This is a genomic window from Rhodococcus sp. PD04 (assembly GCF_035918275.1).
GTDB lineage: Bacteria > Actinomycetota > Actinomycetes > Mycobacteriales > Mycobacteriaceae > Rhodococcus > Rhodococcus rhodochrous.
In genome coordinates this window covers 34,964-59,505 of sequence record NZ_CP142144.1, presented here as the reverse complement: position 1 = coordinate 59,505, position 24,542 = coordinate 34,964, and the positions used below count along the sequence as shown (strand labels likewise).

Below are 24,542 nucleotides of genomic sequence, written 5' to 3'. Positions count from 1 at the left end.
TCAATTCTCCGACCCGTAGATGATTGATGAGACGACTGGAGAAGGGCACACGTACTGAACCAGTGATGTACGTTCCAGTTGTCTGTCGCCGCATGTGCCTCTGATCTGACGTACGGCTTCGACGGTCAATCCCCATCCCTGCATGTAGCTCTCGGAGAGGTGGCCGCCGCTCGTATTGAGAGGAAGTTCTCCTCCGATACCGATCCGTCCGTCCTGAATGAAGTCACCCGCCTGTCCCTGTTCGCAGAATCCGAGGCCTTCGAGTGCGAAGAGGACGTTCGGACTGAAGTTGTCGTACACCATCAAAGCGTCTATGTCCTCGCGCTTTACGTCGGCCATGCGATATGCGCGGTCACCGACTGCGGCGGTGGCACCGCACCAGAAGTCCTCGGGGGGAAAGTCGGAATCGACCAACTGGCCCTGTTGTGCGAATCCGAGCAGGTAAGCGGGTGGCTGCGGGTAGTCGCGAGCTTCGTCGGCAGCACACATGATCAGCGCGACACCGCCGTCGTTGATCAAGCAGTAGTCCATCACATGCAAGGGTTCGACGATGTACCGTGAGTTGTGGTAGTCCTCGCGGCTGAGAGGCGTTCTCATCACGGCATTTTCGTTCAAGGACGCATTGTGACGGAACGTCGTTGCGATCGTGGCCAGCTGATCGTCGGTCGTACCGAACAGGTGCTTGTGACGCTGGTACATCATGGAGTAGAAGGCGCCGGGCGACGTGAAGCCGTAAGGGGCGGTGAGGTCGGCGGAAGTGCCGTACGCCTCGCCTACGACGCCGCCGTACGTTGCGCCGGCCGAGCGGCCGTTGTTTCCGTACACCAGTGCGACACGCCGGCAGAGTCCGGTCGTGATCGCCATCGCGGCCATCTCGATCGAAGTGCCGCTCATCCGTCCTTCCGACGGCAGTTGGGCCATCCATTGCGGCTGAATACCGAGGGTGGAGGCAATCGTCTCGTACGAACTCACTCTGTTGACGATGAGTCCATCGATGTCCCGGACTGTGAGCGCAGAGTCTCGAAGCGCTTCGCGCAGAGCCCAATTACCCAGATCGTCGGCAGAATATCCAGGCAGTTTACCAAAGGGAGTCGTACCGACACCGACGACGGCGGTCGACCCCCTCAGAGCGTCGATGGGAGGCATTGTCTGTCACGTCCTTTTCTGAGGGGCCCGTGGTCTTGTTCAACGGGAGAAGGAATCGGCGGCACCGCCTGCCCCAACTATATTCTATAGAATAATTCGGTTCAACCGTGTTGGTGCTGGGATTCTCTGGCCTATTCGGTGCCCAACCCCATGGAACTCGGCCTGTCTTGTATATAATACGACCAGTGTTCAGTCGTTGGACACGAACCGCCCGAGATGTGCAGCAGTGGTTGTAGGAGGAAGTCGGTGGAGTCCGTCAGTCCGCGGTCCGACACTTTGTCATCAGGAGGCAGAAAGCAACTGTCCGCCGAGGTCGAAGCGTACGTTCGCGAAGAGATCATGACCGGAAAATTCAAAGCCGGACAGTATATTCGGACAGAGACGCTCGCAGCGCAGATGGGAGTCAGTCAAACCCCCGTCCGTGAAGGGCTTCAAGCCCTGCGCGGTCAGGGGTTCCTCAGGCTCGAACCGCGGCGCGGATTCAGAGTCCTCGAGCTGCGCCGGTCCGACATCGAGGACGTTTTCGGCGTCCAAGCTCATCTGTCGGCCGAACTCGCGCGCCGTGCCGCGACTCGGTTGAGCTGGGAGCAAGTCAACGAATTGGCGCGGATCCACGAGGACCTGATCGTCGCCGTCGACGAAGACGACGCTGCCTTGGTTCAAAGTCTCAACAGCGACTTTCATCGTCTTATCAATCGAAACTCCGACGCGCCGAAGCTGAGGACGTTGCTCGCCGTGGCGCTGTCGTACGTGCCGAACAGGTTTTACGAGAAGACGGGAGTGTATCCCTCGCAGGATGAGCGGGCGGAGATCCTCGAGGCGATGAAGACCCGTGATCCTGAACGTGCGGCGGACGCGATGCGTCGACACATCGAGCACTCGGGCGTGGTTCTCCAGAAATTCCTGGACGACAAAGGCATTCTCGGTAGTTGACTGCACGTGAGATGATCACTCGCCGTTCTCGGGCCTCGCGGGAGGCGTGATCGTGGTCATTTCGATGTGCGACTCCAATTTCGCGAGGCACTCGGTCCGGTCGAGCGATGGAGAGCTGCACAGCATCAGTTCGTTGCCGCTCGCTCCGCCCACCGTGCACGCGAGGCACAGTTGTCGGGAAGAGACGCGATCGAGCAGTTCACCGGTGCTACTCACGCGTTGGGCCGCCCTACCGAAGACATCGGATACCCATATGTGGCCCCATGCATCCATGCCGATCCCGTCGGGTGCGAAGCCGAGTGGGAGCCTCAGGCGATTGGACAACGCTCCGCTCTCGTCCATGTCGTACCGGCTGAGTCTCGCACCGAACGACTCGGCGACGAAAAGTTGTCGGGTGTCATCGTCGATGACGATGCCGTTGGCGAACGCAAGCCCGGAGGCGGATTCTCTGTATCGGCCGTCGGTTTCTACAACGAAGAGTCTGCTGAGAGAGGGACATTCGAATTCCCCGCTCGAAACTCTGTCGATATCGCTGGGATCGGAGAGGTACTCGTGTGGGTCGAAGCCGGTTTCTCCGACGAAGCACCGTCCGGCGGAGTCGACCGCCAAGTCGTTGAGGGTCGTAGGCACCGCCGTGGACAGGTCTGCATGCACCACCCACTTGTCGTCTTCCCGGCGGAGGATTCGGCGCTCGTCCATCATCACCACCAGCAATCGACCGTCGGGAAGCCAGCCGATGCCACCCGGTGAACCAGGTACGTCGAGAACTGAGGTGTCGGTGGTTCCGAGGTCTGTCGACACGACCTGGTTCAGATGCATGTCCACGAACCAGAGACGGCCGTCGTGCCACCGGGGGCATTCGGTGAAGGCGAATCCGTCCAGAACGGTTGATGGTGTTGCTGCGACGTTCACTTGTGAATGCTCCTTGTGTTCTCTGAGGGGTGCGATGACGATTCGGCTCCGTTGGTCGACGACGGAGTGATCGCTGGACGGCGTCGGATGAGGAGGGCTGTCAGGACTGCCCCCAGTAGTCCGAAGGCGGCGAAGACGAAGAAGTTGGTTGCTACGCTGCTGCCGCCGGCGATCAGAACGCCGATCAACGTCGGCCCGCCGAGGGCGCCGATCCTCCCCGCACACGAGATCCAGGACAGCGCGGCGACTCGGGTGTCCTGAGGGTAGTCGGTGGCCACGAAGCCGGGCAACAGTAGTTGGGCACCGAGTGTTCCGGCGCCCGCCACGAAGACCAGACAGTAGACGGCGAGGATGGGCAGTGGGACGGAAAGCGCCAGGATGCTGACGGAGGCCGACAGGAAGACGCACAGGATCACGATGCCCGGACCTGAAATGTCGGCTCGTCTGGCGAGGATGGGCGGTACGACTGCGGCCCCGAGGTTGAGGACTATGAGAAAGGTGATGGCGGAACCGAGTTCGTAGCCGTTGGACCGCATGAGCTGGGGTAGCCAGGTGTTCAATCCATAGGTGAGGATCAGGCCTGAGGCGCTGATGGCTCCGAACAGCACGGTTCGGATTCGCACTCCCCGGCTGAACAGGCCGACCACAGGTGAGCTCGCGCCCCGTATCGCACGCCGATCCGGCTGGTTCTCTGAATGCTGGTATGCGTTTGCCTTCGGGATCTGCGCGATCATCATCGGCACGATCGTCAGTAGCGGAAGTCCTCCGAGTGCGAACAGAAACCGTGCACCGAGCGACTCCAAGGCGAAGTACCCGATAACGGCGGCGATGACGCCTCCGATCGGATAGCCCGACCACGCAATGGCGCTGTAGCGGTTGCCTTTACCTTCGGGGGCGCACTGCACTGCCAGGGCCGCGACCAAGGGAACGAACGCGCCGACGCCCAGCCCGACCAGGAAGCGTGTGGCACCCAGGATTTGGGCGCTCGGCGCGGCCGACGACACCAGCATCCATGCAGAAAACCACGCGCAGGACGCGATCGTCAGTGCGCGACGGCCGATGATGTCGGCCAGCGTGCCGGAGACGATGGACCCGATCAGCATGCCGATCACGGTCACCGTACCGATCAGGCCGGCCTGCGTCGGACCCATGTTCCAGTCGTCGGACGAGATCAGCTGGGGTAGCACTGTTCCGTATACAACGAGGTCGTAGCCCTCGAATGCGAGCCCGAGGAAGCACACGGCCAGGATGGCCCTGCGTCGTCGTTGTTCGGTCATCGATTCTTGTCCGTTTCTTGGTAGCGCGGCGTAATGGGCCGGTTGGGGATGAGCATTGTGAACGGGCGACTGTCTAGGCGTGCGAGGAGTGGGGCGTCTCGCCAGCGTGCGCCGGTGTCTCGACGTTGTCATCGAGGAGTGAAGGTCGGCGGCCGAGAACCCATGTGCATCCCAGTGCGATGACCGACAGTAGTGCGATGTACCACGCCACCGAGGTGTTCGACCCTGTGGCACCGAACAGGTACTGCGCGACGAAGGGAGCCGTTCCAGCGATAGTGGCTGCGGGAATAGCCTGTGACAGAGCAGTTCCGGTATAGCGGGACAAGGCAGGAAATTGGGCGGCATACAGTGCGAACTGAGGGGCGTTGACGGGAGCCATGGTGAGACAGAGGTAGGTCGACATCGCGACGAATACGCCCACGGGGCCGGAGTCGAACAGGATGAAGAACGGGAAGGCGAAGATGATCGAGAACACGAGCCCGCACGAGATTACGATGCGTGCACTGGTCCGGTCTGCAAGCCATCCAGCTACTGGGACGGCGAGGGTGTAGAGGACCGCGGAGAGGATCAGGGCATTCAGAATAGAGTTGCGGTCGTAGCCCAATGAACCCGTGGCATACCCGACGCTGTATGTGAAGATTGTGTAGTAGACGACGCCGCCGGCTCCCGTGATTCCGGTGGCGAGCAGGATCGGCTTCCAGTAGAGAGCGAAGGTTCGTGCCAGGCTGAGGCGGGGCTGTCGTGCGGCATCGGTGCGCGTTGCTACGAACTGAGGGCTGTCGCTGATCGATCTACGCAGCCAGTAGGTGAGCCCGAACAGGACGGCACTCAGCAGGAACGGGATGCGCCACCCCCAGTCGAGGAATCTGTCTCCGGCCACATGTGAGAAGAACGAGGTTGCGGCGGAGGACAGGATGAGGCCGAGGGCGCCCATGTGGACGATGCTGCCGAGGAGATTGCGGCTGGACTTTTTCGAGTGTTCGATGAGCAGCAGGGCGACGCCGGCCACTTCACCACCGATGGCGAACCCCTGGATGAATCGTAGGGCTACCAGAATGACCGGGGCGGCCAAGCCGATGCTCTGGTAGCTCGGAATCAGCCCGATTCCGACGGTCGCGCCGCCCATGAGTACGAGCGTGAGCATCACGGTCTGTTTGCGGCCGATGCGGTCGCCCAATCGGCCGAGGACGATGCTGCCGATCGGCCGGGCCACGAATCCCACGGCGAAGGTAGCGAAGGCTGCGAGCGTTCCTGTGGCCGGACTGTAGGCAGGGAAGAAGACCTGATTGAACACAAGGGCTGCCATCGTGCCATACAGCATGAAGTCGTAGAACTCGATCGTGCTTGTCGACAGCCCCGCAACGACCAACCGGCGCTGGTTCGTTTCTTCTATGGGCTGGAGCTGTGGCTGTGATGCCATGAGTGGGTCCCCTTGGGCAGGATGGGTCAGAAAGAGTGGCGCTCTCGCGAAAATCCGAACGGAGCGAGTACCAAAGCAGTACCGGCGGCGAGCCAACATTCTATATTGTGTCGTTAGTCACCTCCGCTGTCAATGCCTGATCAAACGCGTATTGAAGTCATAGTTGTGACGAGGATCGTATAAGATCTCGCAAGATTGTATAGAATGCTCCTGGGAGCTGGCCTCCTTCTGGCCCGGGTTCCGGGAACGCATGCCGCGACCCGCACCCCTCCCACTGTCGAAGAGATTCGAAGGATGGCACCGAATGAACACGGAAAATGTCCACGACGCACCGACACCGTTCGAACTTTCGAGTTCGCTGACGCTGCCGTCGGTGCTGGACGCTTATGCCGAGGCGTATCCGCAGCGGACGTTGCTGGTGACGCCGGATCGAACGATGTCGGCGGCCGAGTTCGCCGACAGTGTCCGCTCGCTGGCTGCGTCGTTCGCAGCGCTCGAACTACCGCGGGGTTCGGCTGTGGGAATCCTGATGCCCAACGGGTGGAGGATGACGACGGCGATGCTGGCGCTGAACTACGCGGGCCTTGTCGCTGCGCCGCTCAATACGTGGTACAGAACGGCCGAGTTGGCAACTGCGCGCCGCAAAGCGAAGCTGAAGGCCATCGTGGCCACGCCGAACTTCTATGGCACCGACTATCACGCCATGCTGCGCGATGCAGATCTCCTTGCCGCCGCGGATGATTCGGATTGGCTGGGTACCTACCTCTGGTCGGAGGGGGAGCTTCCGGACGGCCTCCTGCGTCGGAAGGCGCTGACAGGGCACCACGCTGCACAGGTTGCGCCGGACGACGTATCGATGCACGTCTTCACCAGCGGGAGCAGTGCTGAGCCCAAAGTCGTGGTCGTCAATCACGAAGGCCTGGTCCGCAACCCCTACGAAATGGGACGCCGATGGACGTTGAACTCCTCGGACAAGATCTGGTTCGCAGCCCCGATGTTCTTTGGGTTCGGTTGCGTCAACGCACTACCGGTCGCCTTGACCCATGGCGTGACACTGTGTCTCGAAGAGCGCTTCGATGCCCTCACATCCGCACAGTTCATCGAGACCAACCGTTGCACGGTGTACTACGGACTCGGACCGATGACCAGGGCCCTCGTTGCAGCCGATGCCCACCGAAAGTTCGACATCTCGTCACTGCGAACCGGACCGATCGGCTTCAGTGCCGAGGACAAACGTCTCGCCGTCGAGACGCTCGGTGTCACCGGCGCCTCCAGCGTCTATGGCTTGACGGAGTCATACGGTAACTGCAATGTGACCGAGCCGGGTGATTCCCTCGACGTTGTCCTGAATACCCAGGGCACCGTCAACTCCACCCACAGGATTCGCTGCATCGACCCTGCATCGGGTACGGAAATAGCACCGGGTGATCCCGCACAGCTCGGCGAGATCCAGCTGGCCGGATGCGTGACGCCGGGCTATCTGGACGACGAGGCGGCAAATGCGGCTTCGTTCTCCGCGGATGGTTGGTTCAGAACCGGAGATCTGGGATGGATCGATACGGACGGTCGCCTCCACTTCGCCGGTCGATTGAAGGAAGTACTCAAGATCAACGGAATCACCATCTCACCTGCCGAAGTGGAAAGCTACGTCGAGAACCATCCGTGGGTCGCCGAGGCATATGCGTTCGGATGGAACCTGGGATCTTCTAGCGAGGAGACACTGTGCTGTGCAGTCGTTCTCGAAGATTCGGTGAGTGTCGATTTGGAGGAGGCTCGGGCGGAACTGCGGGCATGGTTGCGTGAGAGGGTGTCGTCCTACAAGGTGCCGGGTCTGTTCGTCATGCTCGCCCCGGGAGAGGTACCGCTGACGGCGACCGGCAAGGTCAGCAAGCGGCTGATCGGAGAACTCCATGTCGATCGTCGATCGGCGGCCGATCGGGTTCGGTAGGTCCCGTACCCAGTGAGATCCCGTATTGTCGGTGGAATAACCAGGAGAGCTACAGTGCACGCAGTAGTGATGACCGATAACGGTGCGCCGGAGGTACTTCGGTATCAAACGCTTACCGACCCGACCCCCACCCCCACCCAGGTTGTCGTCCGCGTCCGCGCGTGCGGTGTCTGCGGGCACGACGTAGCGGACCGCGCCGGGCTGACGCGGGTACGCGGAGGCGTTGTGCTGGGTCACGAGATCGCGGGCGAGGTGGTCGCGAAAGGTTCGGCGGTCCGAGGGTTCAGGCTCGGAGACCGCGTGGCGAGTAAACAGCATCACACGTGCCTGGAGTGTGTTTGCTGCACATCCGGGGACGAACTGGGGTGCGACCAAGCGACATTCGTTTACGGGGGATACGCCGAGTACGCCGCTCTCGAACAAGACACGCTGATCGCGATTCCGGACGGGGTGGACATGCAGCAGGCCGCTGTGACCGCCTGTGCGGTGGGCAGCTGCCTGCAGGCGCTCGACGAGGTCGCGCGAGTCCGCCAGGGCGAGACCGTCGTCGTGACCGGCGCGGGTGGCGGGCTCGGCCTGCATGCCATGCAGATCGCACGCCGCCTGGGTGCGCGGGTCGTCGCCGTAACGTCGTCGTCCGCCAAATCCGACCTGCTACTCACGCACGGGGCCGATGACGTGGTGGTTGCGGCCGCAGGCATCACCGAACAAGTCCTCGACCTCACGAACGGCGTCGGTGCGGACGTCGTCCTGGACAATGTGGGACTCGCCGGGATGTTCGAGGAGTGCTTCAAAGCCCTGCGCCGGCGCGGCCGCTACGTCCTCACCGGCCAACTGAAACGCGAGAAGATCGCGTTGTACCCGGCTTTCGTGTTCTTCAACGAAGCCGTCATCACGGGCTCGGCGTCGACGACAACCTCGAGCTTCCGCCGTTCGCTCGACTTGGTGGCCAGTGGCGCCGTGGTGCCCGTGACGCGATCGTTTGCGCTCGACGAAGCTGCCGCCGCGCACGGCGCGATCGCTCGATCGGAGATCATCGGTCGGGCTGTGCTCGTGCCCTCGTAGTCGTACTCCGCGTTTGTGGGACGATGCGGGTTGCCCCCACGGGCAACCCGCATCGCTGTGTCATGCGTACATGGACCATCGCTTCAGCACAGTGTCCACCGATTCGTCGGGGCGCGACTCTCGGATCGAGCTGGGCGTCCGATCGAAACGGGGTGCCGGCGCCGGCTGCAGGACCCCACCGATTTCGACATAGGTCTCCCGAGCGACGTTATGCGGATGTGCTGCAGCTTCTTTCATGTCGAACACTCCCGTCGCACACGCCTGGTGCCCGTCGAATGCAGTGACCCACTCGTCGAACGTCCGTCGGGCCACGGCTTCGGCGAAGATCTGCTTCATCGCGGGCCACTGTGAACGGTCGAACTGCGGCGCCAACGTCTCGGGGTCGATTCCGAGTACACGCACCAATTCCCGGTAGAATTTCGGCTCTACCGAGCCGAACGCCAGGTATCGCCCATCCTTCGTCGTGTACACCTCGTAGAACGGGGCTCCGGTGTCGATGACGTTGGTGCCGGGCGGTTCGATCCACGAACCACGGTCCATCCATCCCATGATCGAAGTCATCAGCAAGGCCGTCCCATCCAGCATCGCTGCATCCACCGTTTGACCCATCCCGGAGGAGGTCCGCTCGAGAAGCGCCGAGAGCACCCCGACGACCAACAGCATTCCACCACCGCCGAAGTCTGCCAGCAGGTTCAAAGGGGGTAACGGACGCTCACCCTCACGCGCGATGTACCGGAGTGCTCCGCTGAGTGCCAGATAGTTGACGTCATGCCCGGCTGCGTCCTTCATCGGCCCGGTCTGCCCCCACCCGGTCATTCGGGCGTAGACGAGGCGTGCGTTCTTGAGCCGGCACTCCTCGGGGCCGAGGCCGAGTCGCTCCATCACACCAGGTCGAAATCCCTCGAGAACCACATCGGCTTCCGAGATCAGTGACAGCGCCCGTTCGCGGTCCTGATCGTCCTTGAGGTCCAGCTCGACGGCGGAGCGACCTCGCCAGATCGGAGTGTTCTTGTCTCCCATCCAGGCGATGTCGGTCGCATCTGCGGTCGGAGCCTGCGAAGGAGGGTCGATCCTGACGATGTCTGCGCCCATGTCCGCCATCATCATCGCCGCGAACGGGACCGGACCCAGCCCGGCCATCTCGACGATCTTCACCCCGTTCATGGTGCCCATCAGATTGTTCCACTCGCTTTCATCGCTGGTTCTTCGTGGTCGATCCTTTTGGCTGGACGTTCGGTCATTCGTCGATCATTGCCGAACTGGCGAAGATCGATTTGTACTCGAGGTAGTTGGACAGAGCTTCCGGTCCGAGCTCCCGCCCGATTCCGCTGTCCTTCATCCCGCCGAACGGGGCGCCCAGATCGAGGTTGTAGTAGTTGATTCCGATTGTCCCGGTGCGCACACGTCGGGCGATGTCCAGTCCGCGGCTTTCGTCTGCCGTCCACACCGAGCCGGCCAGACCGTAATTGCTGTCGTTTGCGATCTTCACGGCATCGTCGTCGCCGTCGTACGGAATTACCGCGAGGACCGGACCGAAAACCTCCTCGCGTGCCAGTTCATCGGAATTCTTGACATCGGCGAATACGGTGGGTTCCACGAACCACCCGCGGTCGGCTCCGCGGGGAGATCCACCGCCCGTGACGAGCCGGGCACCGCTGGCCACTCCGACATCGATGAAGTGCTTGACGCGGGCCAGCTGCGATTCGCTGGCCATCGGTCCGCACGTCACCGTGGGATCGAGGGGGTTTCCGACCGTCATTGCCGAGGCGTAGCTCGCGACGGCGTCGACCACCTCGTCGTAGCGGGATCGGGGGGCGAGGATTCGGGACTGGGTTGTGCACGTCTGGCTGTTGTTCATCAATGAGGCGCTGTCGAGTCCCTGCACAAACGTGTCCAGGTCGGCGTCGTCGAGGACGATTGACGCAGATTTGCCACCCAGTTCAAGGGTCACTCTGCGAATCAGCCGGCCACACTCCGCGCCGATCGATCGCCCGGCCGCGGTGGAACCGGTGAAGGCGACCTTGTCGACGCCCGGGTGCGATACCAGGTAACTGCCGACTTCGCGGTCCGCGAGCACGATGTTCAGCACACCTGCAGGAAGACCCGCTTCGAGGGCCGCATCGGCCAGAATGTAGGAATCCAATGCCGTCTCGGGGGCAGGCTTGAGAACCACGGTGCACCCTGCAGCAAGGGCAGGCGCGATCTTCGTCATTGCGAGAATCTGTGGGTAGTTCCAGGGAGTGATCGCGGCAACCACACCAACAGGTTCACGACGAACGATCGTCGATCCCAAGGCACTGGCTCGGGTCTCTTCGAGCGGGAAGTCGGTGATCCAACCGGCGTACATACGGAGTAGCGCCGCCGGCGCCACGCCATTGAAGGCATTGGACAGTCCGATGGGCATGCCGTTTTCGCGGCTGACGAGGGTGCTGATCTCGGTCGCGCGCGCCTCGAGCGCATCGGCGAATCGCGTCATCGCGGCTGCTCGTTCGACGGCGGTGGTCTTTCCCCAGGGTCCCTGGTCGAGAGCGGTCCTGGCGGCCGCGACTGCGGCATCGATATCGGACTCGGCGCCGAGCCGGGCGGAACCCAGCACCTCTCCTGTGGCGGCTTCGATTGCGATATGTGTGCGGGTGGACGAAGGTGTCGCCCACCGGCCGTCGATGAAGAATGCTGCGCGGTCCGTCTCGGCCGCACGATCGGATGCGAGGGACATGATGCCTCCTGGTTGTGTGTCTCGACTGGTCGATTGTATATAAAAATGGTCCAACGACAGGGACTGTCTTCGTTGAGATCCTGCGCCCGCATGATCACGATTCACCGAAACAGCTACGTTAAATGCGAAAATAGACGAACATGTCCTCGGTCCGGACCGGCGATCGTGGGTCGACCCTCAGCCGAGGTTCTTGTTGCGCAACTCAAATTCTATATGATTCTATCAGTGGTCAGTGACTGACGACACACCTAGCAGGAGGTGATGTCGGGCTGGCCGCGACAGTCAGGGCATGCCGCCCACGCACACGCCGTCCTGCCGTGGACGCCGCCGATGGAAGGACGACCCAGGGTGAAGGAACTACACGGTGACAATCGTCTGTTGGAAGGGCTCGAGATCGTTGAGCTCGGGGAGGGGCTGATCAGCTCGTTGTGCGGCAGCATGCTGGCCGAACTCGGAGCGGCGGTGGTGAAAATCGAGCCGCCCCAGGGTGACTGGCTACGCCGATTCGAGCCGCGGGTAGGCGACCAATCTCTCGCGTATCGCCAGTGCTCAGCGGGCAAGACGGTCGTCGTGCCGAGCACGGACGCAGAGTATCGAACTGCGGTACGAACTGCGGTGGAGCGAGCTGATGCAGTCATCGACCACCCGGACTCTCATCGCGATCGCGCCGAGCTGGAGTGGCTGCACAACCTGGACGACATCGTCCGGTGCGACATCCATGACAATGTCCCTGGCAACGACACCCGTCTGGGAGAAACCGGAATCCAAGCGACCACCGGTCTCTGTGGATACCTGGGCTCGCTCCACGAATCGCCACGCACAGTACGCGCAGATGTTGCCACTGTTGCGGCTGCGACGTTCACCGCACAGGCAGTGCTGGCGGCGTTGTTCGCTCGCGAACGAACTGGGGTGTCTTCCCACATCGACGTCTCCGCAGCACGCTCGGTCGCGGCCATCAAATCTCTGACCTGGGCTGCTCAACATGATCCGGACGCATGGGTCGGATTCCACTGCAACGCCGAAACAGGACCGGTACAGGAGCCGTATCAGGCAGCAGACGGACCGATCTCGTTCGATCTGGGTGCGGTCACCATGGCGGACTACAAGCGCCTCGCCGCTGACCTCGCCCTCGACATCGACATGTCCGGTCTCACCCCCTCCGACATCGCGGGATTCGGTGACGACGCCATTCGATTCCGGAGCGCAATCAATCGGGCGATCGAGAACAGAAGCGCCCATGACGTCGGTGTTGCAGTCCAGCGAGCGCGAGGGATCTCGGTGCCGTACACACAGTTGGGACGGGTGCCCGATGACCCCCAAGTGCAATGCCTGCAGCCCTTCCGAACTCCCCTCGGCTCAGTGGCACCCCTTGTCCGATTGCCTCTTCGCAGCGACACTGCGACACCTCTTCCCCTCGGCAACCCGGGGCATCCACGCGAGGCGGACACGCCGGCAAGTACGCCGATCAACCACGACCGTGCTGCAGGCCCGCTCGCGGGAGTGAAGGTCCTCGACCTCGGCATCGCCGGGGTCGGGCCGTGGAGCGCTACGCTCCTGGCGTACCTGGGAGCCGACGTGGTCAAGGTCGAGTCACCGGCCGGCGACATGATTCAACAGGTCGAACCCGATCAGAATGGCCGCCGAACCACCTACACCGCACTGAATCTCGGTAAACGTGTTCAAGTTCTCGACCTCAAGACCGAAGACGGAATCGAAGCCCTGAAGCGAGCGATCTCGGAGTCCGACGTCATCACCGAGAACTTCCGCCCCGGTGTGATGCAGCGGCTGGGACTCGATCCGGACGAGATTCTGCAACTGAATCCGCGGATCGTCACGTTCAGCTCAACCGGTTACGGCGTCGAGGGCCCGCTCGCTGGCCGCCGCGCAACCGACGGCCACATCCAGGCTCTCAGCGGGTTTGCTGCGGCAAACGGGCGTGATGGAACTCCCGAGGTTCTGCGATACAACGGTTTTCTGGATCTGCTCACCTCGACGATGAACACGCTGGGCATGCTTGCAGGGCTGTTGCACACCCAACGGACCGGGCAGGGGTCCCGAATCACCAACACCATGCTCGGTACCGCAATCTTTGCCGAGCAAGTGGTGCTGGTGTCGGCGCATCTCGGTGTCGACGAACCGGATGACCTCAGTGAACGAGCAGAGTATGCGCCGGCAGGTGCCTTTCGGACCAAGGATGGTTGGGTTGCAGTCGAGGCGCGCAACGACCACGAGTGGCAGGCGTTCGAATCCGTCGTCGCGCGGTACCAAACCGCGCCGCTGACCGTCGACGTCGGTACCAACGCAGCCCGCTGTTCCAACCGCGGAGTGTTGCGGCAGTGGATCGAAGCATCAACCTGCCAACTACCGACGCGCGCGTGGGTGCTGGCCTTCCACAAGGCGGGTGTGCCTGCAGCGCAATTCACCCGCGACGCAGAGAACCTCGGTCGGGCGCAGGTCGGCGACACCAGTTTGATCACCTCGACGGGCGATGCGGAGCACGGGTATCTGTTCGTGGGAGTTCCGCCGTGGGAATTTTCGAACTACACCTGTTCGGTTCCTCCGCCACCAGTGTCGATCGCCGACGGCGACGTCCGAACCGTGCCGACGGGGGTGGTCCGGTGAGCGTGACAAGTGCGTTTGACCTGGCAGTCCGGGACGCGCTGGCCGCTGTGCTACCGTCCGACCGCATCATCGTCGATGACGATGTTATGCGCTCCTATGCGCGCGACGAGGCACAGTGGGCTCCTTTCGCCACTCCGCTGGCGGTGGTGCGACCACGCACCGAAGCCGAAGTTCAGCAGACGGTGAAAGTCTGTGTGGAGCGCGGGGTACCTATCGTGCCTCGTGGTGGTGGCACGGGTTTGTCCGGCGGAGCCAACGCGACGGCGGGGTGCATCGTGCTGGTGCTGGACCGACTCGACGAAATCAAAGAGATCAATGTTGCCGAACGATTGGCGGTCGTTGGCCCTGGCGTCGTCAACAACGACCTGCGTGAGGCGTGCCGCGAGCACGGTTTGTGGTACCCACCCGACCCGTCGAGTGCGGCGTGGTCGAACATCGGAGGCAACGTCGCTACGAACGCAGGTGGAATCTGTTGCGTCAAATACGGGGTGACCAAGGACTACGTTCTTGCGCTCAGGGTAGTTACGGGTACCGGGGAATTGGTGGAACTCGGCCGTCGAACCAGTAAGGGGGTCGCAGGGTACGATCTGGTCGGATTGCTGGTGGGGTCCGAGGGGACGCTCGGCATCATCACCGAGGTGACGGTGAGATTGCTGCCTACCCCGGCTCCCTCCCGAACGGTCGCTGGCTACTTCGACTCGCTCGTCGCTGCCGGCCGTGCCGTCCGTGCTGTAGCCGCTGCGGGCTTGACGCCATCTGCTCTGGAACTGATCGACCGTCAGTGCTTGGTGGCGGTCGATGAGTGGAAGAAGATGGGCGTTTCTGCGGAGGCGGACACAGTTCTGTTGAGCCGGACAGATACTCCAGGGTCGATAGGCGACGACGAGGCGGCGGCGATACAAGCGTGCTTCGAACAGGCGGGTGCGTCTTGGGCGGCCGTGTCGACCGATCCAGAGGAGGCGGAGTCGCTGTTCGAAGCGCGCCGGCTCGCCTATCCTGCAATGGAACGTTTGGGGCACGTGATGACCGAGGACGTGTGTGTACCCAAGACGGCCCTTCCGGACATGCTGGCCCGGATCGAGGCGATCGCGCACCGGCACGAGACAGTGATCGCGAACGTTGCGCACGCGGGGGATGGCAATCTGCATCCGATGTTGTTGGTGCGGCACGGCGACGATGAAGGGCGCGTGCGCGCTGAAGCTGCCTTCGCCGACATCATCGCCGAGGCATTGGAACTGGGGGGCACGATCACCGGGGAACATGGAGTCGGCGTGCTGAAGAAAGCAGGCCTGACGCAGGAACTCTCTGGACACGTGATGGAGCTGCATCGTGCTGTGAAGAGGGCCTTGGACCCACTGGGGATTCTCAATCCAGGGAAAATTTTCACACCGTAGCCCCGTGTGTATCGATCGGGCGAAGTCACCGGGGAAGCTGTCGATACCGCCGTCATGTGCAGGGCGGGTTGCGTTTCTGGTCGCCGGCCCCGCAATGACCGCCTCGATGTGCCGCGACCTTGACAGGATTCGACCGGATTTCGATGAGTGCGCGTTGTCGCTGAATTCGGATCGGTGGGGGTCGGGTTCGTCGGTGGGGGCCAACTGTGGGGAAGTGCACTGCGTCCATTGCGGTCGCGAACCTGGCAGTGCGATCGCGGGCGTAGCATCGGTGTTCCCGAATCCTGTGTCAGGAAACGAATTCGGCGGTGAGCTACGGCACGACGCAGTAGCTCGGTATCGGTCCGCGATGCCACCACAATGTTGCGGTTGATCGGGGACGGACGGCTCTTACGTCCGTCCGAGGCGGGTTCATCGCGCGATCGACCTCCCGGTGAGGGTCGGATGGTAATCGGTTACGAGGCACGATGTCCCGTGATGCTGATGCAACCATCACTGTGCAGGAGTAGCGCTCCGGTCGAGACTTGGACGTCTGTGAACGGCTTCGTAGGCGAACGTTCACACCATCTGCTGTCAACGGCCATCGTGATGTCCCCGCTCCTGGCCAGGTGAAAGTCGCCGCCTCGTGGGTGTTCGGGGTTGGGGTCAGGGGCGTTCACCTCGTTCGTGTCGGGCTTGGCGCATCCGGTAGGACTCACCGTCGGTGAGTACGACTGTGGCGTGGTGCAAGAGCCGGTCGAGGATGCCGGCGGCGGTGGTGTGTTCGGGCAGGAACCGGCCCCACTGCTCGAACGGCCAGTGCGAGGCGACCGCCAGCGAACGGCGTTCGTAAGCGCCGGCGACGAGCCGGAACAGCAACTGGGTGCCGGTGTCGTCCAGCGGCGCGAACCCGACCTCGTCGACGATGATCAGATCTGCCCGCAACAGCGTGTCGATGGTCTTGCCGACGGTGTTGTCGGCCAGTCCGCGGTAGAGGGCTTCGACGAGGTCGGCGGCGGTGAAATAGCGGACCTTGTGCCCGGCGTGCACGGCCGCGATCCCCAACCCGATCAGGGTGTGGGATTTCCCGGTACCCGGTGGGCCGACCAACGCCAGATTGGCGTGGGCACGAACCCATTCCAAACCGGTCAGGTAGTCGAATGTGGCTTGTGGGATGGAGGACTCGGCGACGATGAAATTGTCGAGGGTCTTGGCGACGGGGAATGCGGCCGCTTTGAGTCGGGCGGCTATGTTGGAGGCGTCCCGGGCGGCCAACTCCGCTTCGATCAGGGTGCGCAGCACTTCTTCCGGGGTCCAGCGTTGGGTTTTGGCGGTCTGCAGGACCTCGGCGGCGGTGCGGCGGACGGTGGCGAGTTTGAGTCGGCGCAGACCGGCGTCGAGGTCGGCGGGCAACGCCGCGGCCGCCGGCGGAACGGCGGTGCTCGAACTGCTCATCGTGCGGTCTCCTCTCGGGTGACGGCGTAGGCGTCGAGGGATCGGGTCGGGGCGGTCGGCAGGTCCAGCACCAGCGCCTCACCGCCGGGGCGGGGTTGGGGAACCCCGGCGCCGGCGTCGAGGATGGAACGGACGTCGTCGGCGCGGAACCGCCGGAACGCCACCGCCCGGGTCAGGGCGGCGAGCAGGGCATCGGTGCCGTGCGCGGCCTGCAGGTCCAGGAGCACCGCGAGTTCGGCGGGCAGGCGGGTGTTGGCGGCCGCGGCGGCACCGACGAGGAACTGTTCGGCGACCGTTCCGAGTGCGCAGAATCGTTTCTCGACGTCGGTTTTCGGTCGCGGCCCGCGACTGGGGGCCTGTCGCGGGGTCGGGTAGTGCTCGTCGAGGATCGAGGCGGTGCCCGGAGCGGTGAGCGCGTGATCGGCAGCGACCTGACCGGTGGCCGGGTCGGCGATCAGCAGTCGCCCCTCGTCGGCGGTGACGGTGACGGTGGCCCCGATCAGGCGGGTCGGTACCGAATAGCGGGCCGAGCCGAAGCGGATGCAGGAGAGCTTGTCGACCTTGCGGGTCACCGGTGGCGGACCGATCTGCAGTCGCAGCGACGGCAGCGGCCCGAGCACGGTCTGTTCCTCGCGCAGACGCTGGGCGGGGACCGCGGCGATCTCGGTGTGCACCCGGGTGTTGACCTCGATGCACCAGGTGTGGGCTGCGGCGTTCGCGGCGGCCAGGTCCACCGGTCGGCCGGACAGGTCGGCGTCGGTGAGCAGCGGGACGACCAGGTCGCGTTGGGCGTAGCCGACGAGGTGTTCGACGACGCCCTTCGATTCGGGGTCGGCGGCGTGGCAGAAGTCGGGGCGGAACCCGTAGTGGGTGGCCATCCGCACGTAGTCCGGGGTCGGGACCACCACGTTCGCCACGACTGCGCCTTTGAGGCAGGCCATCCGGTCTGCCAGGACCTTGGTGGGCACCCCGCCGATCGCGGCGAGGGCCTCGGCGATCAGCGTCAAGGTGGTGGCGGCGCGTTCGTCGGTGGCGAAGGCGACGAACCGCCACCGTGAATACGCCAGCACCGCGCAGAACAGGTGCAGACCGGCGCCGAGGGTGGCCCAGTCGATGACCAGGTATTCACCCGGTGTCCATACGGCGGGGCGTCGGCCGCGGTGATTGTTTTTGCGCCACTTGGCTTTCTCGTCGGCGACGAGGCGGCGGAAGTTGCGGTCCGAGCCGGTGTATCCGGCGGCTACCGCGATGGGGAGCAGGCGTTTGGCGGAGATTCTGCCTCGGGACGAGGCGATGCGTTCTGCCACGATCTGGACGACGGTGTCGTAGTTGCGGGGGCGAGGTTGCCGTGGGGGTGGGGTGTCGCCGGCTTCGAATCGTTCGATGACACGGCGGACGGTTTTGTGGGTGGTGCCGCACATCTCGGCGGCGCCTCGGTAGGTGCCGACCTCGCGATAGGCGGAAATGATGTCCATGCGGTCCTTCGCAGACTTCAATGGAACTCCCTGGGCGGTGACAGGTGACTGGGTGGCACCTTCACCTTCACCGCTCAGGCCTGGCGTTCCGGTGGGAATCACGACGAACACGAGGCGGGGACTTTCATCTGGCCACCGGTGGGGACCGTTACTCGGCCACCAGTGGGGACTTTCTCATGGCCAGGGACATCTGCGGTGCCCATGCGAAACCGTGCGGGTCACGAGATCGGAATACCCCCATAGAGTTCCCGTAGCAGCATGCCGCGCCGGGTACTGAAGGTTCGATCTCGTGACCTGTCTCGGTATTGAACTGTGCGCAGCAGAGGTTTTCGCTCGCGTGGTTGTTGTCGGGAGTCGACTCGGGAGCGTGTTGAACGTGTTTCCGCGGTGGACTCCATCACGTGATGGTGTGCGGGCCGAACATCGCGAGCACCTCGGAAACGGTCCGCTCGGTCGACCTTCCTGCCCGGCTGGACCTCTCGTTCAAGACTCCGAAGATCGGGTCCCAGGCCTGACAGGTCATATTCGATACCTGGCCGTGTACCAGATAGGGGTCGGAATCGAGGGTTCGGTGCAGTGTGTCCTCGTCTTCACACTGAAAAAGTAGTGCAGCGCTGCGGGTCTCGAGCTCAGCAACCGTGGTCGGGCCGGATGCGAGCAAGGTTCCTGCCTCCACCTGCTGTGCGATCCATTCGAGGTGGGGCTTCAAGTAGTGCTCCCAACCGACGGGGTCGGGGTGGACATACGTGACCAGGTACAGGGTCATTTTTCTCCTGGATTCGAGGGCGCCTTCGATGGGGTCGATCGACGATAGGCGCGCCGGCTGGAGTGTGGTCATCAAGCTGGTCTTGACCACTGGGCAGTCTGTATGACGAGTGCATGTGAAACTGGTGAAGTGTTCTGAAGTACAGGTGCGGTACCAGGCGGGCGCGGCAATGCAATCGGCATCCTTTCAGGCGATGACATCTCCGCGCCGCACCCACGACCCGCAGGTCAGGTGGCTTGTTCGTGATGGCGCTCTCTCGAACAAGCCACCGGAGCGGCCCCATGCCAGGGCCGATGCCGTGCGACGGAGTTCGTGTGCTTGTTGCTGGGCGGGACTCCGTGCAGGTCAGGCGACCTCGGTCCCGCCCGGGGCGAGCAAGAGGTCCCTCGCTTGGTTCACCTTCCGGTGGTACTCGGCGACACTGTCCAGCTTGATGTGTTCATAGCCGCGGATCTCCTGAGGCATCGCCAGAATGGCCGCGACCTGGTCGGCAGATTCCGGTGAGACGAGAGACAGCACTTCGGCAGTCAACTCAGCGAACTCCTCGATCAGCGCGCGTTCGATCTTGCGTACCAGCGCGTAGCCGAACGGGTCAAGTCGCGTTCCACGCAGCCTGCGGCTACGACGTAGGACGTGGAGCATCGGCTTGAACCACGCCCCCAAGGAGAGCTTCTTCTTCAGCCCCATCGCTCGGAGCACTGGGGGGTGGAGCTTGTACCGGTAGGTCGCATTATCTCCGAACTGCTCGCGCACCGCCCGATCGAAGTCGGGATCCAGGTAGTGACGCGCCGTTTCGTATTCGTCCTTGTAGGCCATCAGCTTGAACATGGATTCTGCTGCAGTGGCGGTCAGCGGACCCGTTGTTCCCAGCGCCCGAGCCTCACGCGCGGCGGTGTCGCTGACGAAACCGACGTACGACAGGGCGTACTTCACGTCATGGTAGTCGGCGAGGTCGGCCGCCAGGAACCCGACACGATCTTTGAGTTCCTCGGTGATGCCGGTGAGCCCGGTCAGTGCGTCGCGCAATTGTGTGGCGTTGCCGAATATTCGGGAGTTGGCTGCCCATGAAATCGCTGTCTCGCTGCCGGTCGGTTCGATGACGTGCATGCGTCCGACTCGGATGGCTCTGAGATTGGCGGCGATGGCGACGCCGTTGAGTTCGATGGCCTTCTCGATAGATTCCAGCGGGATCGGCAGAGCACCGGCCTGTACCGCCATGCCCACCAGGACCATGTTGGCCAGCTGATCGGACCCGAACTCGCGGTGGGCGATCTCCCGGGCGTCTGCGTACACCGACTCGTTCCCACGGCTGGTGGCGTCGATCGATTCGCGGATCGATGCGACCGAAGGAAAAGCCGTACCCGGCTGGAGGATCATCGATCCCGTAGGCACCTGCGCCGTCGAGATCACAGAGACTGTCCGTTGGGAAGAGGAGACTGTCAGATTCGATTTGTCTGCTGCGACCAGCAGGTCGCATCCGAGATAGAGATCGCAATCGCCCTCGGCGAGTTTGTTCGTTCCGGAGATCGGACGGGTCGAGAACTTCAAGTCGGAGACGACTGCGCCACCCTTCTGTGCCATTCCCAGCTGATCGAGACTACGAACATGCAGTCCAGCGAGTGCGCCGGCGGTGGAGAGGATCTGCGCCACCGTGACCACACCGGTGCCGCCGACACCGGTGATCCGCACGTTGAAGGCTTCAGGGTTGATCTTCAGTACAGGATCCGGAAGTGCGGGCAGGCCCTGCTCGCCTTTCGCTTTACGAGAGGATGAACCCGGCTCGACAGCGACGAACGAGGGGCAATCGCCATCGAGGCAGGAATAGTCCTTGTTGCATGACGCCTGATCGATTCTGGTTTTCCGACCGAATGCGGTCTCCACGGGTTGCACGGACATGCAGTTCGACTTCTGTCCGCAATCACCACAGCCTTCGCACAGACGCTCGTTGATGAACGCCCGAGTCGACGGATCTGCGACGAGGCCCCGCTTTCGCTTGCGACGCAATTCGGTTGCGCACTCCTGATCGTGGATGAGCACGGTGACTCCGGGTGTTGCGGCCAGCTCTTCCTGGATCGGGATCAGCTCCGCTCTGTCGAGCACCTTCACTGAACGAGGCAGTCTGAGCTTGCGGTACTTCTTGACATCATCGGTGGTGATGACGACGCGACTGACGCCCTCGGCCAACAGCTCCTGGACGATCTGAGGTACGGACATCTTTCCGATGGCACTCTGACCACCGGTCATCGCCACGGCGTCGTTGTAGAGAAGCTTGTATGTGATGTTCACTCCCGCGGCAACCGCGGCTCGGATAGCCAGGCTGCCGGAATGGTGGAAGGTGCCGTCGCCGAGGTTCTGGAACATGTGGTTGTTGCTGACGAATGGTGCCATACCAACCCAACTTGCGCCCTCGCCCCCCATCTGGCTGAGAGCAACGATTTCGCCTACGCGGTCCTCGGGCATCATCTTGGCGAGCGCGTGGCATCCGATCCCGGCGCCGACCAGCGATCCTTCGGGTACGACGGTGGAGCGGTTGTGGGGGCAGCCCGAGCAGAAGTAGGGCGTGCGGGTGAGGAGGGGCAGCGTCAGCCGCGTCGGACGTCGGGAGGCGTCCTTCAGTCCGAGTTCGGTCACCTTCTGAGGGATAACGGCGCGGATGCGTTGATCAAGCTTTTCTGCCAGGAGTTCCGGCGGCAAGTCCGAGTCGGCACGGAGCAGAGGGCGAGCCTTCTCGTCCCGTTTCCCGACCACACGAGGTGCTCCGAGAACGCCGTAGAGCGCGTCCTTGACGGCCAGTTCGACGAATGCCCGTTTCTCCTCGATGACCACAGCCTCGTCGAGGCCGTCGCAGAACTCGCGCACCATGTCCTGGTCGAGCGGGTTGATCGCGCCGAGCTTGAGGATGCGAATACCGGACTGTCCGAGATCGGACTCGGAGATTCCGATGCGCTCGAGTGCTTGAAGGGTGTCGCGGAAGGACGCGCCGGCGGTGATCACGCCGAGCTTCGCCTGGGCGTCGCCGATGCTCCGGTTGATCTCGTTCGTCCGAACGTACCTGGTGGCAAGTTCGACCCGCTCGTACATCAAGCTCTTCTCCAGCCTGGCCAGATTCGGCTGGAGAAAGTCCGATGAAACCTGGTGCGAATACTCGATTTCGTCGATCACCCGGCTGGGCAGGGTCACCGAGACGCGGGTGTCGTCGACGCGCACCGTCGCCGCACCGTCGACGACATTGGTGGCGAGCTTCATGCCGACCCATAAGCCGCTGAATCGTGACATGGCGATCGCGTGCAGTCCGAAGTCGAGGACCTCCTGGGGATCCGAAGGCACGAGGATCGGGAGGCCGAGTTCTGCCATTGCTGTCTCGGAGCTACTCGGCACGGTCGAGGACTTCGCAATCGAATCGTCTCCGACGAGAACCAGTGCACCTCCGTTCGGTGCAGCCCCGCCGAGATTGGCGTGACGCAGAGCGTCGCTTGCACGGTCCAGTCCCGGCGCCTTGCCGTACCAAACACCCACGACGCCGTCGTACTCGCAATTCGGCGAAACAGAAGCCAGTTGAGAACCCTGTACAGCATTGACGGCCAACTCTTCGTTGACGCCCGGTCGAAATACGATGGTCTGCTCGTCCAGGAGTTCACGCTGCCGGTTGAGCTCGAGATCGTATCCGGCAAGCGGTGAGCCTTCGTACCCACTGATCAAGATCGCCGACCGCATGCCCGTTCGGGCATCTCTGCGGCTCTGCTCCAGCGGAACACGAACAAGAGCCTGAAGGCCTGTCAGGAACAACTCGCCATCCGTCATGTTGTATCGGTCACTCAAGGTGAAATCTCGCGTGTGCAACTCAGGCACAACCGCCTCCTGCTTTACCTGACCCAACGGCTGGGTGTTCGAATACCTTGTGACATTCTCCCGTGTCTCGCGGTAGCGAACCACCGAATACTCAGCCAAGAAAGCCGGACCGGAGCGGCTATGCTTGTGACATTCTCACAAAGGGGACCTTCTTGAGCCACGTTTCCTGGGGGCCGGTCGTCGACGCCGTCAACTCTGCACTCGAACGACTCGAGGCAATCACTGATGACGCTGTCGCGCGGATTCGCAACGAACTCGCCGACTTCGCCTTGGTCCCTTACCCCGAGCATCGTGCAGCTGTCCGCGAACAACTCAGGCGCAGACTCGTTGCGTTCAGTGAAAGACGAGCCTGGAACCACGACGACCTCGACGAGGCTCGAGCTTTGGCCCGACGTCGTGCTCGTCAGGGCATCGCGCTCGATGTCGTCATCAGGGCGTATCACGTCGGGGACCGCGAACTGTGGAGAAACTTGAGTGGAGCGCCGGGGGAAGCGCAGGCCCTGTTGCCGGAACTGGCGTCACTCATGCTGGAGTCGCTGCAAGCTGTGACATCCACCCTTGCCCTGGCACATGGCTCCGAGACCCGGGCGCGTGACCGCGTGCAGATGGCAGTGTCCCAGCGATTGATCGATCTGCTCAACGCGCGCACACTCGACGCCGAGGCGCATCGATTGGCGGCATATCTCGGATTCGATGTAGATCAAACGTTCGTGGGGTTGGCTTACACCACGGTCCGGCCGGATTCACAGAACACCGCCGAACCCGACCTGCACTTCCTGAACGGACCGATCATCGTTCACGGTGGAGTTGGTTCCGTACGTGTCCTTTTGGCGCAGACCGACGACCAGAGCATCGGCCAAATCGTGGACGCACTCACGACCGCCGCCTTCAGGGTCGGCGTCGGATCCAACCACAATGGGGTTCTCGGGGCGTCACGGTCCTTGCGGCAAGCGCAGCTCGCCCTGTCTGCGACATCTCATCACAGTCCAGTCAGTAGATTCCGCGAAGATTGGGTTACCAACTGTGTGATGAGTCGAGCCGACCTCCTTGATCAGGAGATTCTTCGCATCGCCGAAATTGCCGGCGCGCATCCATCTCTACGCGACACGGTCGTTGCATTCTCGGAGTCGGATATGTCGATCACGGGATGCGCGCGTACCAATCATCTGCACACCAACACAGTGGTCTATCGGCTCAGCCGCTGGCGCGATCTCACGGGTCTGGACCCTCGAACATTCCCGGGCCTCATGCAGTCGGTCGTCGCGTGCGCACTCACAGACGTATTGACGAACTCCAGTGGTGTTGAAGGAAGTACGATCGATTCCAGGTGGCTTTAGCGCAATCGATACTTCGCCGTCATGTGTGACTCAGGCGACCTGACATCGATCGACGATTGGGCCGTGGCATTCACCGAGGTGGGGCAGACGTCAGTGGCCCTCGGGCGGGTGGGTACACCTCCTGGAACCGTGATCTGGTTCGGCCTTGCGATCGCGGTCGCAGGCCGAATCGTGTTCTCTGCGTCAGCCCGGTTCGATCAGGGATCGGTATGCGTGCGTCTTGCACCTTCGAGCTACTGCGTGCGGGC

The 24,542-nt window shown here is 62.7% G+C and carries 16 protein-coding genes; 6 read left to right on the top strand and 10 right to left on the bottom strand.

The window, feature by feature from the left end; all coding sequences use genetic code 11:
- The gene (locus tag U9J23_RS24670) at window positions 1-972 is read right to left on the bottom strand and encodes a thiolase family protein (RefSeq protein ID WP_226949936.1); all 972 of its coding nucleotides are present in this window, start codon (window positions 970-972) and stop codon (window positions 1-3) included.
- 420 nt (window positions 973-1,392) lie between these two features.
- On the opposite strand from U9J23_RS24670, the gene U9J23_RS24665 reads away from it, so the two are divergent.
- On the top strand, window positions 1,393-2,079 hold the full coding sequence (locus U9J23_RS24665; protein ID WP_024103582.1) for a GntR family transcriptional regulator: 687 nt from the start codon (window positions 1,393-1,395) through the stop codon (window positions 2,077-2,079).
- A 15-nt stretch (window positions 2,080-2,094) separates the two neighbouring features.
- On the opposite strand, the gene U9J23_RS24660 is transcribed toward U9J23_RS24665, so the two are convergent.
- The 3 genes from U9J23_RS24660 to U9J23_RS24650 all read right to left on the bottom strand — a co-directional run bounded on the left by U9J23_RS24660 (window position 2,095) and on the right by U9J23_RS24650 (window position 5,688).
- Window positions 2,095-2,991, bottom strand: a complete 897-nt coding sequence (locus U9J23_RS24660; RefSeq protein WP_189637437.1) for an SMP-30/gluconolactonase/LRE family protein — start codon at window positions 2,989-2,991, stop codon at window positions 2,095-2,097.
- Entirely contained in the window at window positions 2,988-4,268 is a 1,281-nt protein-coding gene (locus U9J23_RS24655; RefSeq protein ID WP_189637436.1) for an MFS transporter, read from the bottom strand. Before U9J23_RS24655 ends, U9J23_RS24660 begins: the two co-directional genes overlap by 4 nt.
- A gap of 73 nt (window positions 4,269-4,341) precedes the next feature.
- On the bottom strand, window positions 4,342-5,688 hold the full coding sequence (locus U9J23_RS24650; protein ID WP_189637435.1) for an MFS transporter: 1,347 nt from the start codon (window positions 5,686-5,688) through the stop codon (window positions 4,342-4,344).
- A 304-nt stretch (window positions 5,689-5,992) separates the two neighbouring features.
- On the opposite strand from U9J23_RS24650, the gene U9J23_RS24645 reads away from it, so the two are divergent.
- Together U9J23_RS24645 and U9J23_RS24640 are read left to right on the top strand one after the other, a co-directional pair.
- Window positions 5,993-7,636 carry a class I adenylate-forming enzyme family protein gene (locus U9J23_RS24645; RefSeq protein WP_272269638.1) on the top strand — a complete coding sequence of 548 codons (1,644 nt, stop codon included), beginning with the start codon at window positions 5,993-5,995 and terminating at the stop codon, window positions 7,634-7,636.
- 69 nt (window positions 7,637-7,705) lie between these two features.
- On the top strand, window positions 7,706-8,701 hold the full coding sequence (locus U9J23_RS24640) for an alcohol dehydrogenase catalytic domain-containing protein (RefSeq protein ID WP_272269640.1): 996 nt from the start codon (window positions 7,706-7,708) through the stop codon (window positions 8,699-8,701).
- A 60-nt stretch (window positions 8,702-8,761) separates the two neighbouring features.
- On the opposite strand, the gene U9J23_RS24635 is transcribed toward U9J23_RS24640, so the two are convergent.
- Window positions 8,762-9,874 (bottom strand): CaiB/BaiF CoA transferase family protein, encoded by a 1,113-nt coding sequence (locus U9J23_RS24635; RefSeq protein ID WP_041803620.1) that lies wholly within the window; start codon window positions 9,872-9,874, stop codon window positions 8,762-8,764.
- A 64-nt stretch (window positions 9,875-9,938) separates the two neighbouring features.
- On the bottom strand, window positions 9,939-11,417 hold the full coding sequence (locus tag U9J23_RS24630) for an aldehyde dehydrogenase (protein WP_272269643.1): 1,479 nt from the start codon (window positions 11,415-11,417) through the stop codon (window positions 9,939-9,941).
- Window positions 11,418-11,765: 348 nt separating this feature from the next.
- Here U9J23_RS24630 and U9J23_RS24625 point away from each other — a divergent pair, with 348 nt between their 5' ends.
- The gene (locus tag U9J23_RS24625; protein ID WP_272269646.1) at window positions 11,766-14,039 is read left to right on the top strand and encodes a CoA transferase; all 2,274 of its coding nucleotides are present in this window, start codon (window positions 11,766-11,768) and stop codon (window positions 14,037-14,039) included.
- Window positions 14,036-15,433, top strand: a complete 1,398-nt coding sequence (locus U9J23_RS24620) for an FAD-binding oxidoreductase (protein ID WP_226949935.1) — start codon at window positions 14,036-14,038, stop codon at window positions 15,431-15,433. Before U9J23_RS24625 ends, U9J23_RS24620 begins: the two co-directional genes overlap by 4 nt.
- A gap of 645 nt (window positions 15,434-16,078) precedes the next feature.
- Here the strand turns inward: U9J23_RS24620 and istB are convergent.
- The 4 genes from istB to U9J23_RS24600 form a co-directional block, all read right to left on the bottom strand.
- Entirely contained in the window at window positions 16,079-16,867 is a 789-nt protein-coding gene (istB, locus tag U9J23_RS24615; RefSeq protein ID WP_272269650.1) for an IS21-like element helper ATPase IstB, read from the bottom strand.
- Window positions 16,864-18,363 carry an IS21 family transposase gene (gene istA, locus U9J23_RS24610; protein WP_272269652.1) on the bottom strand — a complete coding sequence of 500 codons (1,500 nt, stop codon included), beginning with the start codon at window positions 18,361-18,363 and terminating at the stop codon, window positions 16,864-16,866. The genes istB and istA overlap by 4 nt, the downstream gene beginning before the upstream one ends.
- Before the next feature lie 376 nt (window positions 18,364-18,739).
- The gene (locus tag U9J23_RS24605; RefSeq protein WP_106201773.1) at window positions 18,740-19,198 is read right to left on the bottom strand and encodes a YciI family protein; all 459 of its coding nucleotides are present in this window, start codon (window positions 19,196-19,198) and stop codon (window positions 18,740-18,742) included.
- Window positions 19,199-19,453: 255 nt separating this feature from the next.
- Window positions 19,454-22,957, bottom strand: coding sequence for an indolepyruvate ferredoxin oxidoreductase family protein (locus U9J23_RS24600; protein ID WP_106201772.1), 3,504 nt, complete (start codon window positions 22,955-22,957; stop codon window positions 19,454-19,456).
- Window positions 22,958-23,109: 152 nt separating this feature from the next.
- On the opposite strand from U9J23_RS24600, the gene U9J23_RS24595 reads away from it, so the two are divergent.
- Window positions 23,110-24,294: a PucR family transcriptional regulator gene (locus U9J23_RS24595; RefSeq protein WP_272269655.1), complete on the top strand. Its 1,185-nt coding sequence runs from the start codon at window positions 23,110-23,112 to the stop codon at window positions 24,292-24,294.
- Window positions 24,295-24,542: the final 248 nt, after the last annotated feature.

What these genes read in the sequence shown, in the direction of transcription:
- istB (WP_272269650.1), bottom strand. Translation starts at nt 16,867, where the DNA reads ATGAGCAGTTCGAGCACCGCCGTTCCGCCGGCGGCCGCGGCGTTGCCC.
- U9J23_RS24640 (WP_272269640.1), top strand. Translation starts at nt 7,706, where the DNA reads ATGACCGATAACGGTGCGCCGGAGGTACTTCGGTATCAAACGCTTACC.
- U9J23_RS24635 (WP_041803620.1), bottom strand. Translation starts at nt 9,874, where the DNA reads ATGGGCACCATGAACGGGGTGAAGATCGTCGAGATGGCCGGGCTGGGT.
- U9J23_RS24630 (WP_272269643.1), bottom strand. Translation starts at nt 11,417, where the DNA reads ATGTCCCTCGCATCCGATCGTGCGGCCGAGACGGACCGCGCAGCATTC.
- U9J23_RS24650 (WP_189637435.1), bottom strand. Translation starts at nt 5,688, where the DNA reads ATGGCATCACAGCCACAGCTCCAGCCCATAGAAGAAACGAACCAGCGC.
- U9J23_RS24645 (WP_272269638.1), top strand. Translation starts at nt 5,993, where the DNA reads ATGAACACGGAAAATGTCCACGACGCACCGACACCGTTCGAACTTTCG.
- U9J23_RS24655 (WP_189637436.1), bottom strand. Translation starts at nt 4,268, where the DNA reads ATGACCGAACAACGACGACGCAGGGCCATCCTGGCCGTGTGCTTCCTC.